General features: G+C 66.5%; 12 protein-coding genes. 11 read left to right on the top strand and 1 reads right to left on the bottom strand.

Annotated features, from left to right (window positions below; all coding sequences use genetic code 11):
- Positions 1-30: 30 nt before the first annotated feature.
- The 5 genes from trxA (at position 31) to ABNW52_RS12460 (ending at position 6,707) form a co-directional block, all read left to right on the top strand.
- On the top strand, positions 31-393 hold the full coding sequence (trxA, locus tag ABNW52_RS12480) for a thioredoxin (RefSeq protein ID WP_349588287.1): 363 nt from the start codon (positions 31-33) through the stop codon (positions 391-393).
- 117 nt (positions 394-510) lie between these two features.
- Entirely contained in the window at positions 511-1,044 is a 534-nt protein-coding gene (locus ABNW52_RS12475) for a glutathione peroxidase (protein ID WP_349588285.1), read from the top strand.
- Positions 1,045-1,158: 114 nt separating this feature from the next.
- A complete protein-coding gene (gene mltA / locus ABNW52_RS12470; RefSeq protein ID WP_349588282.1) occupies positions 1,159-2,421 on the top strand; it encodes a murein transglycosylase A in 1,263 nt (420 codons plus the stop codon).
- Between the two features lie 28 nt (positions 2,422-2,449).
- Positions 2,450-3,574, top strand: coding sequence for an efflux RND transporter periplasmic adaptor subunit (locus ABNW52_RS12465; protein WP_349588279.1), 1,125 nt, complete (start codon positions 2,450-2,452; stop codon positions 3,572-3,574).
- A gap of 10 nt (positions 3,575-3,584) precedes the next feature.
- Positions 3,585-6,707, top strand: a complete 3,123-nt coding sequence (locus ABNW52_RS12460) for an efflux RND transporter permease subunit (RefSeq protein ID WP_349588276.1) — start codon at positions 3,585-3,587, stop codon at positions 6,705-6,707.
- 67 nt (positions 6,708-6,774) lie between these two features.
- Here ABNW52_RS12460 and ABNW52_RS12455 read toward each other — a convergent pair whose 3' ends face one another.
- Positions 6,775-7,593 carry a mechanosensitive ion channel family protein gene (locus tag ABNW52_RS12455; protein WP_349588273.1) on the bottom strand — a complete coding sequence of 273 codons (819 nt, stop codon included), beginning with the start codon at positions 7,591-7,593 and terminating at the stop codon, positions 6,775-6,777.
- 170 nt (positions 7,594-7,763) lie between these two features.
- Here ABNW52_RS12455 and hemE point away from each other — a divergent pair, with 170 nt between their 5' ends.
- The 6 genes from hemE (at position 7,764) to ABNW52_RS12425 (ending at position 14,064) form a co-directional block, all read left to right on the top strand.
- Positions 7,764-8,825: a uroporphyrinogen decarboxylase gene (gene hemE / locus ABNW52_RS12450; RefSeq protein WP_349588270.1), complete on the top strand. Its 1,062-nt coding sequence runs from the start codon at positions 7,764-7,766 to the stop codon at positions 8,823-8,825.
- A gap of 367 nt (positions 8,826-9,192) precedes the next feature.
- Positions 9,193-11,358, top strand: a complete 2,166-nt coding sequence (locus ABNW52_RS12445; RefSeq protein WP_349588267.1) for a primosomal protein N' — start codon at positions 9,193-9,195, stop codon at positions 11,356-11,358.
- A complete protein-coding gene (gene dacB, locus ABNW52_RS12440) occupies positions 11,358-12,749 on the top strand; it encodes a D-alanyl-D-alanine carboxypeptidase/D-alanyl-D-alanine endopeptidase (protein ID WP_349588264.1) in 1,392 nt (463 codons plus the stop codon). The genes ABNW52_RS12445 and dacB overlap by 1 nt, the downstream gene beginning before the upstream one ends.
- Before the next feature lie 29 nt (positions 12,750-12,778).
- Positions 12,779-13,036: a glutaredoxin 3 gene (gene grxC / locus ABNW52_RS12435; RefSeq protein WP_349588261.1), complete on the top strand. Its 258-nt coding sequence runs from the start codon at positions 12,779-12,781 to the stop codon at positions 13,034-13,036.
- A gap of 124 nt (positions 13,037-13,160) precedes the next feature.
- Entirely contained in the window at positions 13,161-13,613 is a 453-nt protein-coding gene (secB, locus tag ABNW52_RS12430; RefSeq protein WP_349588258.1) for a protein-export chaperone SecB, read from the top strand.
- 7 nt (positions 13,614-13,620) lie between these two features.
- Positions 13,621-14,064 carry an SH3 domain-containing protein gene (locus tag ABNW52_RS12425; RefSeq protein WP_349588255.1) on the top strand — a complete coding sequence of 148 codons (444 nt, stop codon included), beginning with the start codon at positions 13,621-13,623 and terminating at the stop codon, positions 14,062-14,064.
- The last annotated feature ends 1 nt before the right edge of the window (position 14,065 follow it).

Genomic DNA, 14,065 nt, shown 5'->3' with positions numbered 1-14,065 from the left:
TGATGGCCGGCCGTACAGAAAGGAAACCGCATGTCTTACGTGAACATCACCGCCGATAACTTCAACGACTACGCCGAAGGCGACGGCATCCTGGTGCTGGATTTCTGGGCGGACTGGTGTGGTCCGTGCAAGATGTTCGGCCCAATCTTCGAGGCTGCGGCGGAAAAGCACCCGGACCTGGTGTTCGGCAAGATCGATACCGAGGCCGAGCGCGAGCTGGCCGCGCATTTCCAGATTCGTTCCATTCCCACGCTGATGGCGCTGAAAGACGGCATCGTGGTGTTCCACCAGGCCGGCGCGATGATGGCTGGCCAGTTCGAGCAGCTGATCCAGGCGGTGCGCGAGCTGGACATGGACAAGGTGCGCGCTGACATCGACAGCCAGCAGCAGTAAACCGCCGCATTGCCGCGCCAACGCAACTTGTTGCCACGGCGCTGGTCTGTATATCTGTTGGCCGCAACGCTCGCGTTGCGGCCAACGTTCATTATTACCCTTGCTAGCGGAGTGTTCATGATGCCTAAGCTGCTATCCGTCCTGCTGCTGTTGCCGGCCGTGGCCAGTGCCAGCTGTCCGCCGTTGCTGGATCACCGTATTCCGGGGCTGACAGGCGGCACCATCGACATGTGTGCCTACCAGGGCAAGGCGGTGGTGGTGGTGAATACCGCCAGCGAATGCGGCTTTACCCCGCAGTTCAAGGGCCTGCAGTCGCTGTGGCAGAACTACCGCGACAAGGGCCTGGTGGTAGTGGGCTTCCCCAGCGACGATTTCTTCCAGGAGCTGGACAAGGACAAGGCCGTCGCCAGTTTCTGCCAGGTGAATTACGGCGTCACTTTTCCGATGGCCAGCCGCGTGCACGTGCGTGGCGATGCCGCCCACCCCTTGTACCAGGCATTGAGCAAGGCCAGCGGCGATGCACCGAAGTGGAATTTCTACAAATACGTGATCGCGGCGGACGGCAAGACCATCACTGCCTTCAGCCCGTTGACCAAGCCGGACTCTCCCACCTTCATCAAGGCGGTGGAAGCGGCGCTGCCGACACCGTAAGGCGGCCGCTGGCAATCGCAACGTCATTTGCCATCCGCCGGTCGCCTTCATTACCATCGCATTTTCGCCGCCGCTGCGGCCAACCCGCCTGACCTTACTACCCGCCACCATCTCATGTTCAAGCGCCTGATTACCCTGGCCAGCGCCTTGCTGCTGGCCGCCTGTGCCTCGTATCCACCGCCCGGCGGCAGCAGCGCCAGCAGCCCGGTGCGCTACCAGCCGACCCGCTTTGCCGATCTGCCCGGCTGGGATGCGCCGCTGGCCGGTGAAAGCCTGGCGGCGCTGCGCGCCAGCTGCCGCAGCCTGCAAGGCAAGCCGCAGTGGCAGGGCGCCTGCAGCGCGGCCGCCGCCGTCGATGCGGCCAACCCGCAGGCGGTGCGCGCGTTCTACGAGCAGCGCTTCATGCCGTGGCAGCTCAGCGAGTCCGGCAAGGACAGCGGCCTGATCACCGGCTACTACGAACCGCTGCTGGCCGGCAGCCGCAGCAAGTCGGCACAGACGCCGTACCCGGTGTACGGCGTGCCGGCAGATCTGTTCGTGCTGGACATCAGCGCCGAGCAGCGTGCGCAGCCGCAGCTGGTGGCGCGCCGCGGCAGCGGCAACCGCCTGCAGCTGGTGGCGGGCAAGAGCGTGGCCGGGCCGGGCGAGATCCAGATCACGCTGGCCGACTTCATCACCGACAGCCGCACCCGCGCACTGAAAGGCCGCCTCGACGGCAACCGCCTGCTGCCGTACTACACCCGCGCCGACATCGATGCCGGCAAAGGCGTGGCCAGCATGCCGGTACTGGCCTGGGCCGAGGACGAGACCGAGCTGTTCTTCCTGCAGGTGCAAGGCTCGGGCCGCATCCAGCTGGAAGACGGCAGCTTCATTCGCGTCGGCTATGCCGACCAGAATGGCCATGGCTACAAATCCATCGGCCGCTGGCTGGTGGACCAGGGCCAGATGCGCTTGGAAGACGTGTCGATGCAGAGCATCAAGGCGTGGATTGCGGCCAACCCGCAGCGTCGCGCCGAGCTGTTTGCCGCCAACCCCAGCTACGTGTTCTTCAAACAACTGCCGGCCAATGACAGCGGCCCGCTGGGCGCCATGGGCGTGCCGCTGACCGGCGGTTACAGCGTGGCGGTCGATCCGCGCTACATCCCGCTGGGTTCGCCGCTGTACCTGGCCACCACCTGGCCGCTGGATGGCACGCCACAGCCGCTGAATCGCCTGGTGCACGCGCAGGACACCGGCGGCGCCATCCGCGGTGGCGTGCGCGCCGACTTTTTCTTCGGCTTTGGCGCCGAGGCCGGCATGTACGCCGGGCGCATGAAGCAGAGCGGCAAACTGTGGCTGCTGCTGCCCAAGGGCATGACCCCGGCGGCCAACCCCTGAGCGCCGCCTGAGGCGGCAAGGATTCCCGATGCACTCGCTTACCCGTCCCCACGTTGGCCGCAGCCTGTTGCTGCTGGCCGTTGTCGCCGCCCTGGCGGCCTGCGGCCCATCTGCCCCGGCCGATGGCCAGCCGGCCAGTGCCGGTCAGGCCACTGCGCCGCTGCGGCAGTTGTCTGCTGCCGATGTGCTGCAAACCACGGTGGCGCCGGTAGCCAGCCTGCTGCCGTTTACCGCCACTCTCAACGCCTTGCAGTCGGCCGAGGTGGCGGCGCAGGTGGATGGCACCGTGCAGCAGGTGCTGGTGCGTGAAGGCGAGCAGGTAACGCGCGGCCAACTGCTGGCGCGCATCGATAGCGAAGCGCTGCAGCAGCAACTCAACGAGCAGCAGGCGCAGCTGGCCAACGACGAGGCGCGGCTGAAACTGGCGCGGCTGAAGCTGGACAAGCAGCGCGAGCTGCTGCAGCAGGGCTTCATCTCCAAGCTGGCGTTCGACGAAACCGAAAGCGACTACCAGGTGCGTGCCGGCGAGTTGGCCGCGCGCCGCAGCCAATTGGCGCGTGCCCGCAAGAGTCTGAGCGAAAGCGAAGTGCGCGCGCCGATGGCCGGCACCGTGTATGCCCGTCTGACCCAGCCGGGCGAGCAGGCGGCGCGCAACCAGAAGCTGTTTGCCATTGCCGATCTGGCCGAGCTGGAAGGTGTGGCCAGCATTCCGGCGCGGCTGGTGGGGCAGCTCAAGCCCGGGCAGCCGGCGCGGTTCACGGTAGAAGGCATCGATGGCGCCTTTACCGCCCAGCTGGTGCGCATCAACCCGGTGGCCAATGCCGCTACCCGTACCTTCAATGTCTACCTGCGGGTGGACAATCGCGATGGCCGCCTCAAGGCCGGGCAGTTTGCCAAGGGCGGTGTGGTGCTGGCCGAGGTCAACGACGCGGTGCGCCTGCCGCTGGCGGCGCTGCGCGATGCCGACAGCGCCACGCCGTGGCTGCTGGCGGTGCGCGGCGGACGCCTGCAGCGCCAGCCGGTGACGGTGCTGTTGCGCGCCGACAGCGAGCGCCAGGTGGCGGTGCGCGGCATTGCCGCAGGCCAGACGGTGTTGGCCGCCCCGCTGCTGGGGCTGAAGGGCGGGGACGCCGTGTCCCTGCCGTCGCGCTGAGGACGCTGCCATGTGGCTAACCCGCGTCAGCGTGCAAAACCCGTATTTCGCCGCGGTGCTGATGCTGCTGCTCACCGTGCTGGGGCTGTTTGCCTGGCGCAGCCTGCCGGTGGAGGAGTTTCCGGACATCCGCTTCCCGGTAGCGGTGGTGATGACCAGCTACCCCGGCGCTTCGCCGGAGGTGGTGGAAAGCGACGTCACCCGCCCGATCGAGGAAGCGGTGAACACCATCAATGGCGTCAAGCACATCCGTTCCTATTCCTTCGAAGGCAACTCCACCATCGTGGTGGAGTTCGAGCTGTCCACCGACGCCACCCAGGGCCTGCAGGAGGTTCGCGACAAGGTGGGCGCGGTGCAGGGCCGGCTGCGGCGCGAGGTGAACACCCCCACCATCTCGCAGATGAACCCCAACGACGAACCGCTGATGTCCTATACCCTCAGCTCGGGCGACAGCAGCCAGCGCGAGCTGACCAGCTGGGTGGACAACGTGCTGAAGAAACGGCTGCAGACGGTGTCCGGAGTCGGCGAAGTCAAGCTGGTGGGCGAGAGCAAGCGTGAGATCCGTATCGACATCGACCCGTACCGGCTGGAGGCACTGGGGCTGTCGGTAGTCGAGGTGGCGGATGCGGTGGCGGCGGCCAACCGCGATTATCCGGCCGGCCAGGTCAGCAGCCAGAGCAACGAGCTGGCGGTGCGCGTGGCCGGCAAGCTCAAATCGGTGGACGACTTTGCCGCGCTGGTGATTGCCAGCCGGGGCGGCAGCGACATCCGCCTGGCCGATGTGGCCAGCGTGCGCGATACCGAGGCCGAGCAGAACAGCATCACCCTGATCAACGGCCAGCCAGGCATCGGCATCGATATCCGCGCCGCGCGCGGTGCCAACGTGGTGCAGGTGGCCGACGGCGTGAAGCGCATCCTGCAGGAATACCGGCCGCAGGCACCGCCGGGTACCGCAGTCAACCTCACCTACGACAAGTCGCAGGAGGTGAAGGGCTCGCTGCGCGAGGTGCAGAAAACGCTGCTGGAAGGCGCACTGCTCACCGTGCTGATCGTGTTCCTGTTCCTCGGCAGCTGGCGCAGCACGGTGATTACCGGCCTGACGCTGCCGATCTCGATGATCGGCACCCTGTTCGCGCTGCAGGCGCTGGGCTTTTCGCTGAACCTGATGACGCTGATGGCGCTGTCGCTGTCGGTGGGGCTGCTGATCGACGACGCCATCGTGGTGCGCGAGAACATCGTGCGCCACGCCAACCTCGGCAAGGGCCACTTCCAGGCGGCAATGGAGGGTACCAACGAGATCGGCCTGGCGGTGCTGGCCACCACGCTGACCATCGTGGCGGTGTTTCTGCCGGTGGGCTTCATGGGCGGCATCATCGGCAAGTTCTTCCACCAGTTCGGGCTGGCGGTGACGGTGGCGGTGCTGATCTCGCTGTTCGTGTCGTTTACGCTGGACCCGATGCTGTCGTCGATCTGGCACGACCCGCACCATCACGGCGACCGCCACCGCGGCCCGGTGGGCAAGCTGCTGGACTGGTTCGAAACCTCGCTGGACCGCATGGCCGCCGGCTACGTGGCGGTGATCCGCTGGGCGCTGGGCCACCGCAAGACGGTGCTGGCCGCCGCGCTGGTGTTGACGGTGGGCAGCTTCATGCTGGTGCCGCTGATCGGCGGCGAGTTCCTGCCGCGCGCCGACAAGGGCGAGTTCCGTCTCGGCTTCAAGACCGCCGCCGGCTCCACGCTGGAGTACACCGCGGCCAAGGCGCGCGAGGTGGAAGCCCGGCTGCGCAGCTTGCCGGAGGTCAAGTCGATCGACAGCAAGATCGGCGGCGGCAGCTTCGGCGCCGGCCGCAACCAGGCCAACATTACCGTCAACGTGGGGGATAAGCAGCAGCGCGCGCGCGACCTGTTCCAGCTGATGGCGGCGGCAAGGTTGGCCGCACAGCAGGTGGCCGGCATCGAGCTGGATTCGGTGGAGGAAACCGGCAAGCACGGCCCGCCGGGCAAGCCGGTGAACCTGGGCATCCGCGGCAGCGATCTGGCGGCGCTGGAGCGCGCTACTGCCGACATCATGGCGCGGCTGCGGCAGATCAAGGGCGTGACCGACGTGCAGTCCAGCCTCAACGATGCCGACCCGGCGTTGAATCTGCAGGTGAAGCGCGATGCCGCCGCCACGCTGGGGGTGGATCTGGCGCGGGTGGGCAGCACCGTGTCCACGCTGCTGGGCGGCAGCACGGTGACGCAGTGGGAGGCGCCGGATGGCGAGAACTACGACGTGCGGCTGCAGGTGCCGCGCGCGGCCCGCGTGGCGGAGCTGCTGGATGTGCTGACGGTGCCGGGCAAGCGCGCCGACAGCGGCGAGGCGCAGATGGTGCCGCTATCGCAGGTGACCAGCGTGCTGCCAGCCACCAGTCCGCGCCAGATCGAGCGCACCGACCTGATGCGCGAAATCAGCATCACCGCCAACATCAGCGGCCGCGGCAGCAGCGAGGTGTTTGTCGACATCGACAAGCTGCTGAAGGGCATCCAGCTGCCGCAGGGCGTGCTGTTGGCGCAGGAGGGCGAGCGCAAGGACATGCAGGAGTCGCTGAGCTACGCGGTGCAGGCGCTGGCGATGGGGGTGGTGTTCATCTACCTGATCCTGGCGGCGCAGTTCCGCAGCTTCACGCTGCCGGTGACCATCATGGTGGCGCTGCCGCTATCCTTCGTCGGCGTATTTGTGGCGCTGCTGCTGTTTGGCTCCACGCTGAACATGTTCTCGGTGATCGGCATCATCATGCTGATGGGGCTGGCGTCCAAGAACGGCATCCTGCTGGTGGACTTCATCAACCATAGCCGGCGCGAGGGCATGGCGCGCGAGGAGGCCATCGTGGCGGCCGGGCGCGTGCGGCTGCGCCCGATCATGATGACATCGCTGGCGATGATCTTCGGCATGCTGCCGCTGGCGCTGGCCAGCGGTGCCGGCTCGGAGACGCAGCGGCCGATGGCGCACGCCATCATCGGCGGCATGGTGACCTCCACCGTGCTGACGCTGATCGTGCTGCCGGTGGTGTACACCTATCTGGACGGCCTGCGCATGCTGATCCGCCGCCTGCTGGCGCGGCTTACCGGCCAGGCCGTGGCCTCGCCGCACTGAGCGTTGCCACCGGCAATGCACAAGGCCGCTGCCATGGCAGCGGCCTTGTGCCGTCATGCGGCCAACCTTACTGCCGGGTGTAGATCACCTGTGCCGGCATCGGTGCCGGGAAGGCATCGCCGCCCAGCGCATCGCGAATCAGTTTGTTGCTGTCGAAATACACCTGCCAGTAGTGGTCGTTATGGCAGAACGGCCGCACCGCCAGCACCGGCCCCACCAGGTTGAACTCCAGAATCGCCACCTCCACCGCCGGCTCGGCCAGCACATTGGGAATGGCCGCCAGCCGCTGGCGTAGCAGGGCGATGGCGGCGTCCACGTCGGCGCTGCCGGCCAGTTGCGCTTTCAATTCGACGCGGCGATAGGGGTTGCTGCTGAAGTTCTGCAGCGTGTCGCCCATGATCTTGCCGTTGCCCACCATGGTCAGCACGTTGTCCGGGGTGTTGAGGGCGGTGGTGAACAGGCCGATCTCCTTCACCGTGCCGGTGACACCGCCGGCGGTGACGAAGTCGCCGACCTTCATCGGCCGCAGCACGATCAGGAATACCCCTGCGGCAAAGTTGGACAGCAGGCCGGACCAGGCCATGCCGATGGCCACGCCGGCGGCGGCGAACAGCGCGGCGAAGGTGGTGGTCTGGATGCCGAAGTAGCCGAGGATGCCGATCACCAGCATCACGTTGAGGGTGACGTTAATGGTGGTGCCGAGGTAGCGCATGATGGTGGCGTCGACATGCTGCCGTTCCAGCGCGCGCTGCACCAGGCTGCCGACCTGGCCAATCAGCCAGCGGCCGATGATCCAGAACGCCAGCGCCGCCAGTAGGGTGCCGCCGATATTGAAGGCGTAGTCGGTGGCGACCTGCTGCCAGTGGGAGAGGTTGAGCTCGTTCATATGGCTTCCTTGGTGGGGGTTACTCAGGCAGTCAAGCACATGGATGCGGGGCGCTCAAGGCGAATGTCATGGTGGGGGCGATAATTTTCGCGGCGACAGATGGCGCCAGATCAAGGCAGCGGGCAGGGCGCGCGGTATAATGCGGCCAACCTTTTTGCCGAAACCTCGCCATGACCCAGCTGAAGAACGATACTTTCCTGCGTGCGCTGCTGAAGCAGCCGGTTGACTACACCCCGATCTGGATGATGCGCCAGGCTGGCCGCTACCTGCCGGAATACCGTGCCACCCGCGCGCGCGCCGGCAGCTTCATGGGTCTGTGCACCAGCCCGGACTACGCCACCGAGGTGACGCTGCAGCCGCTGGAGCGCTTCCCGCTGGATGCGGCAATCCTGTTTTCCGACATCCTCACCGTGCCGGACGCCATGGGCCTGGGCCTGTATTTCGCCGAAGGCGAGGGCCCCAAGTTCGAGCGCAACCTGCGTGAGGAATCTGCCGTGCTGGCACTGCAGCCGGCGCCGCTGGAAAAGCTGCAGTACGTGTTCGACGCGGTGAGCAGCATCCGCAAGGCGCTGAATGGCCGCGTGCCGCTGATCGGCTTCTCCGGCAGCCCGTTCACCCTGGCTTGCTACATGGTGGAAGGCGGCGGTTCCGACGATTTCCGCCACATCAAGGGCATGCTGTACAGCCGCCCGGACCTGCTGCACCGCATCCTGGACGTGACCGCCACCTCGGTGACCGCCTACCTGAAGGCGCAGATCGATGCCGGCGCGCAGGCGGTGCAGATTTTCGATACCTGGGGCGGGGCGCTCAGCCACGCGGCGTACAAGGAATTCTCGCTGGCCTATATGCAGCGCATCATCGCCGGCCTCAAGCGCGAGGCCGACGGCCGTCGCGTGCCGGTGATCGTGTTCACCAAGAACGGTGGCCAGTGGCTGGAAGACATCGCCGCCATCGGTGCCGACTGCGTGGGCTTGGACTGGACCACCGACATCGGTCAGGCGCGTGCCCGCATCGGCGACAAGGTGGCGTTGCAGGGCAACTTCGACCCCAATGCGCTGTTCGGCAGCCCGGCTGCCATTGAGCAGGAGGCCGGCCGCATCCTGGCGGCGTACGGCCATGGCTCCGGCCATGTGTTCAACCTGGGGCACGGCATTTCGCAGCACGCCAACCCGGAACATGCCGCAGCACTGGTGGCAGCGGTGCACCAGTTGTCGCGCCAGTACCACGTGTAAGCCAGCGCTGCTCCACCGGGCGGCCACTCATAGCGAGTGGCCGTTTTGCTTGCCACCTGTCCGTCTTGACGTAGGGGCTTGACAGTAGCGGCGGCTGTTGTTCCTGGACTTATACACACCAAAATCGGGCAAAGCACCGTTCTGTCAAGATGCGCTGCCAGAAAAAAGTGCATTTTGCTAAGTTGTTGATTTTTAAATAACTAATTTTCAGATTAATTTTTGTGCAATCTAGCAGCAAAGCCGCGCCACCGCGCTTTCTGCCAGCTTGCATACAGCTTGTGCACAAAGTTATCCACAGCATTTGTGCACAGTTTGCGCCAGGCCGCGCCAGTGCTGGCTTGGCGCCATGGCAGGGAGAAAACGTGGCATGACGGTGATCAGCGTGTGGCTGGACGTGCCCCTGCGTGGGGCATTCGCCTACCTGCACGGCAGGCCGCTGGAGAGTGGCCAGCGCGTGCTGGTGTCGTTCGGCAACCGCCAGTTATGTGGTGTGGTAGACAACACTGTCATTCCGGATGACATCGCGCCAGAACGCCTCAAGCCGATCCTGCAGGTGTTCGATGCGCTGCCGCCACTGCCGGACAGCCTGCTGCAACAGGTGCGCTTTGCCGCCCGTTACTACCTGCATCCGCAGGGACAGACGCTGTTCACCGCCTTGCCGACCGCGCTGCGCGAGCCGCGCGACGTGCGGCTGCCGGATCGCGCCTGCTACCAGCTCACCGCGCAGGGCCTGGCCGCGCCGCCGACCGCGCGCAGCACGGCGAAACTGGCGCTGTGGCAGGCGCTGCACGAGCCGCAGGAGCGCGAGACATTGCGCCGTGTGCATGTGCAGGCCAGCGCCTATCTGAACGCCGGCCTCGCCAGCGGCGACATCGCCGCGGTGCCGTGGCAGGCGCCGGCGCTGCAGATCGACGGTGAACTGACGCTCAACGAAGAGCAGCAGCAGGCGCTGGACGCGGTGGCGGCCAAGCTTGCCTGCTTTGCGCCGTTCCTGCTGCACGGCATCACCGGCAGCGGCAAGACCGAGGTGTATCTACAGCTGATCGCCCGCGTGCTGGCCGCGGGGCGACAGGTGCTGGTGGTGATTCCGGAAATCAACCTGACGCCACAGCTGATCGACCGCTTCGCTCGCCGCTTCCCGGCTACGCGCATCGTGTGCCTGCACAGCAATCTGGCCGATGGCGAGCGGCTGGAAGGCTGGTGCGATGGCTGGTTCGGCCGTGCCGGCATTGTCATCGGCACCCGGCTGGCGGTGTTCACGCCGCTGCCGCAGCTGGGGCTGGTGATCGTGGACGAGGAGCATGACGGCTCGTTCAAGCAGCAGGACGGCCTGCGCTACCACGCGCGCGATCTGGCGGTGTGGCGTGCCCATACCGCCAATGTGCCGGTGCTGCTGGGCAGTGCCACCCCCAGCCTGGAAACGGTAGCCAATGCCGACGCCGGGCGCTACCGCCGGCTGACGCTGCACCAGCGCGCGCACGGCAGCGCCACCTTGCCGCAAGTGGGTCTGGTGGACATCCGTCGCCAGAAACTGGTGGAAGGGTTGGCCGCACCGGTGATCGACGCGCTGGCCAAGGCGCTGGAACGGCGCGAGATGAGCCTGGTGTTCATCAACCGCCGCGGCTACTCGCCGGTGCTGGCCTGTACCGCCTGCGGCTGGACCTCGGCCTGCAAGCACTGCAGCGCGCGCATGGTACTGCACCTGTCCGCGCGCCAGCTGCGCTGCCACCACTGCGGTGCGCACGAGCGCATCCCACTGCAGTGCCCTGCCTGTGGCAACCCGGATGTACAGCCGTTGGGTGAGGGCACGCAGCGGTTGGAGGCGGCGTTGCAGCGCATGCTGCCAGAGGCGCGCATCCTGCGCATCGACCGCGACAGCACCAGCAGCAAGGCGGCGTGGGATGCCATCTACCAGCGCGTGCACGCTGGCGAGGTGGACGTGCTGGTGGGAACGCAAATGCTGGCCAAGGGTCATGATTTTGGGGCGCTGTCGCTGGTGGTGGTGCTGGGCAGCGACGGCGGGCTGTATTCGGCGGATTTCCGCGCCGGCGAGCGCCTGTTCGCACAGCTGATGCAGGTGGCCGGCCGCGCTGGCCGGGCGGAGGTGCCGGGGCGGGTGCTGCTGCAGACGCAGTGGCCGGAGCACCCGTTGTATCAGGCATTGCAGCAGCATGATTTCGACGGCTACGCCGCCACCATGCTGCAAGAGCGGCGCGAGGCGGGCTTTCCGCCGGCCGGCTTCCAGGTGCTGCTGCGCGCCGATGCGCCGGTCTATGCCGATGCCGAGGCGTTTCTCAATACCCTGCTGGCCCAACTGGGCGAACTACCGCAGGGGCTGAACGTATTCGGCCCGGCGCCGGCGTTGATGGTGCGCCTGGCCGGGCGCGAGCGCGCGCAGCTGACCTTCGAGGCGGACAGCCGTCAGGCGCTGCATGGCTGGTTGCGCGCGCAGCTGCCGCTACTGGAACAATTGGCGCGCAAGGCCGTGCGCGGCTTGCGCTGGTCGCTGGATGTCGACCCGCTGGAGATGTAATGAACAAACTCTTGCTGTTGCTGGCCGTGCTGGCCACGCCGCTGTATGCCTCCGCACCGGCCGGTTTTAACGACGACGAGATCGCGCTGTGGGCGGCGCCGCTGGAAGGCAATGCCGTGTTCGAGTCGCATCGCGGCGAGGTGGCGGTGAACCCGGCCTCTACCATGAAGCTGCTCACCAGCTGGGCGGCGCTGAACCGGCTGGGCCCCAACTTCCGCTGGCAGACCGAATTCAGGAGCAGTGCGCCGCTGCAGAACGGCGTGCTGCAGGGCGATCTGTACTGGCTGGGGCGCGGCGACCCACGGCTGGACAGCGCGCGCCTCACCGAAATGCTGCGCCAGCTACGGCTGCGCGGCGTGCGCGACATTGCCGGCAAGCTGGTGCTGGACCAGAGCGCCTGGCATGGCATCGGCACGGCCGAGGGCTTCGGCGGCGATGCCGATCGCGTGTTTACCGTGGCGCCGCACACCCATCAGCTGAACCTGAAAGTGGCCTGGCTGCGTTACCACTTCGATGCTGGCCAGCCGCAGCTGACGCTGGATCCGCCGCTGCCCGGCATCACGCTGGAAAACCGCCTGCAGGTGGGCGATGGCGCCAGCTGCGGCGATGTGCGCCGTTTTGTGAACATCACGCAGCAGGGCGCGCTGCTGCGGGTCAGCGGGCGGCTGCCGCCGGCCTGCGACGGTGCGGCCAACTATGTGAACCTGCTGGACAGCGACAATTTTGCCGGCCAGGCCTTTGCCGCGCTGTGGCAGCAGCTGGGCGGCAGCGGCCCGCGCGGGCTGGCGGTGGCCACCACGCCGCCCGGCGCGCGCAGCCTGCTGCAGCTGGATTCCACCGATACGCTGGCCAGCGTGCTGGTGGATGTGAACAAGTACAGCAACAACACCATGGCGCGTAGCGTGCTGCTGACGCTGGGGGCGCAGTTTCCGGTCGGCGGCGATACCTTTGCCGACGGCGAACGCGCGTTGCGCGGCCTGCTGGCCGAACGCCAGCTGCCGACCGCGCCGCTGGTGCTGGAAAACGGCTCCGGCCTGTCGCGGCGCGAACGGCTGAGCGCACGGCTGCTGGGCGAGGTGTTGCGCGATGCCCTGCGTGGCCCGTATGGCCCGGAACTGGCCGCCAGCCTGCCGCTGGCCGGCGAGGACGGCACGCTGAAGAAGCGGCTGGGCGAGGTCGGCGGCAGTCTGCGGCTGAAAACCGGCTCGCTGGACAATGTGCGGGCGCTGGCCGGCTACTGGCAGGCACCGTCCGGCCAGCGGCTGGTGCTGGTGGCTATCGTCAACTCGGCGCGCGCCGACAAGCTGACCGCCGCGCTGGATGCCGCAGTGGCGGCGCTGGTGACGCGCTATCAGGCAAGGTTGGCCGCGGCGGCTGCTGGCGGCTTATAATCGAGCGACTTTTCTGCAGGAAAAACAGTATGCAATCCGTCACCATGTACACCACCGCGGTATGCCCGTACTGCATCCGCGCCAAACAACTGCTGTCCAGCAAGGGCGTGACTGCCATCGAGGAAATCCGTATCGACCTGGACCCGGTCGAGCGGGAAAAAATGATGAGCATCACCGGCCGCCGCACCGTGCCGCAGATCTTCATCGGCGACACCCATGTCGGTGGCTGCGATGACCTGGTGGCGCTCAATGCCGCCGGCAAGCTGGAGCCGCTGCTGGCCGGCTAAGCCCGGTGCGACTGTCATCTTTTCGTGCGATGATGCACGACACGCCGTGCGCGCGGGCCGCCGTCCGCCGCGCTGGCCCAGACTTCAACCCTGCACCCTCCGGGTGCCTTCGAGATAGCACAACATGAGCGAACAACAACAGCTGGAACCGGTTTTCTCCATCGAAAAAATCTACGTGAAGGATATGTCCTTCGAAGTGCCGCATGCCCCGCAGGTGTTCCTGGAGCAGGCGCAGCCGGAAATCGACATGCAGCTGGCCAACGGCGGCCAGCAACTGGAAGAAGGTTTCTTCGAAGCGTCGCTCACCATCACCGTGACTGCCAAGCTGCCGGAAAAAACCATGTTCCTGTGCGAAGTGACCCAGGCCGGTATTTTCCAGATCCAGAACGTGCCGGCAGAAGACGTGGACCCGATTCTGGGCGTGGCTTGCCCGAACATCCTGTTCCCGTACGCGCGCGAAGCGGTGTCCAACCTGGTCAGCCGCGCCGGTTTCCCGCCGGTACTGCTGTCGCCGATCAACTTCGAAGCCCTGTACCTGCAACAGCGCGCTGCCCAGGCCGAAGCCGGCAACGCCTGATACCACTATGAAGCGACATCTGCTTGTTGCTGCCGCCGTACTCGCCTCGCTGGCCGGTACGGCGTTTGCGCTGGAATTCCGTTCGGTGAAGGAGACCGGCGTCGCGCTGTACGAGGCGCCGACCCTTACCGCCAAGAAACAGTTCGTCGTCAGCCGCTACTACCCGGTAGAAGTGCTGGCCACGCAGAAGGACTGGTCGCGCGTGCGCGACGCCACCGGCAGCATCGCCTGGATTCCGGGCGCCGCGCTGTCCAACCGCCGTACACTGCTGGTGACGGCGGCCCGGCTGGCGGTGCGCGATGCGGCCAACGACCAGGGCAAGCTGCTGTTCTGGGCGGAAAAAGACCTGGTGCTGGACATGGTCGAGCCGCCGCAGAGCAGCTGGGTCAAGGTCAAGCACCGTGACGGCAGCAGTGGCTATGCCCAGATCAGCGGGCTGTGGGGACTGTAAA

The organism is Vogesella oryzagri (assembly GCF_040148885.1).
Lineage (GTDB): Bacteria > Pseudomonadota > Gammaproteobacteria > Burkholderiales > Chromobacteriaceae > Vogesella > Vogesella oryzagri.
This window is presented reverse-complemented; position numbering and strand designations above follow the sequence as displayed.

Excerpts from the sequence above, each read along its gene's own strand:
- trxA (WP_349588287.1), top strand. The coding sequence starts at position 31 with ATGTCTTACGTGAACATCACCGCCGATAACTTCAACGACTACGCCGAA.
- ABNW52_RS12475 (WP_349588285.1), top strand. The coding sequence starts at position 511 with ATGATGCCTAAGCTGCTATCCGTCCTGCTGCTGTTGCCGGCCGTGGCC.
- mltA (WP_349588282.1), top strand. The coding sequence starts at position 1,159 with ATGTTCAAGCGCCTGATTACCCTGGCCAGCGCCTTGCTGCTGGCCGCC.
- ABNW52_RS12465 (WP_349588279.1), top strand. The coding sequence starts at position 2,450 with ATGCACTCGCTTACCCGTCCCCACGTTGGCCGCAGCCTGTTGCTGCTG.
- ABNW52_RS12460 (WP_349588276.1), top strand. The coding sequence starts at position 3,585 with ATGTGGCTAACCCGCGTCAGCGTGCAAAACCCGTATTTCGCCGCGGTG.
- ABNW52_RS12455 (WP_349588273.1), bottom strand. The coding sequence starts at position 7,593 with ATGAACGAGCTCAACCTCTCCCACTGGCAGCAGGTCGCCACCGACTAC.
- hemE (WP_349588270.1), top strand. The coding sequence starts at position 7,764 with ATGACCCAGCTGAAGAACGATACTTTCCTGCGTGCGCTGCTGAAGCAG.
- ABNW52_RS12445 (WP_349588267.1), top strand. The coding sequence starts at position 9,193 with ATGACGGTGATCAGCGTGTGGCTGGACGTGCCCCTGCGTGGGGCATTC.
- dacB (WP_349588264.1), top strand. The coding sequence starts at position 11,358 with ATGAACAAACTCTTGCTGTTGCTGGCCGTGCTGGCCACGCCGCTGTAT.
- grxC (WP_349588261.1), top strand. The coding sequence starts at position 12,779 with ATGCAATCCGTCACCATGTACACCACCGCGGTATGCCCGTACTGCATC.
- secB (WP_349588258.1), top strand. The coding sequence starts at position 13,161 with ATGAGCGAACAACAACAGCTGGAACCGGTTTTCTCCATCGAAAAAATC.
- ABNW52_RS12425 (WP_349588255.1), top strand. The coding sequence starts at position 13,621 with ATGAAGCGACATCTGCTTGTTGCTGCCGCCGTACTCGCCTCGCTGGCC.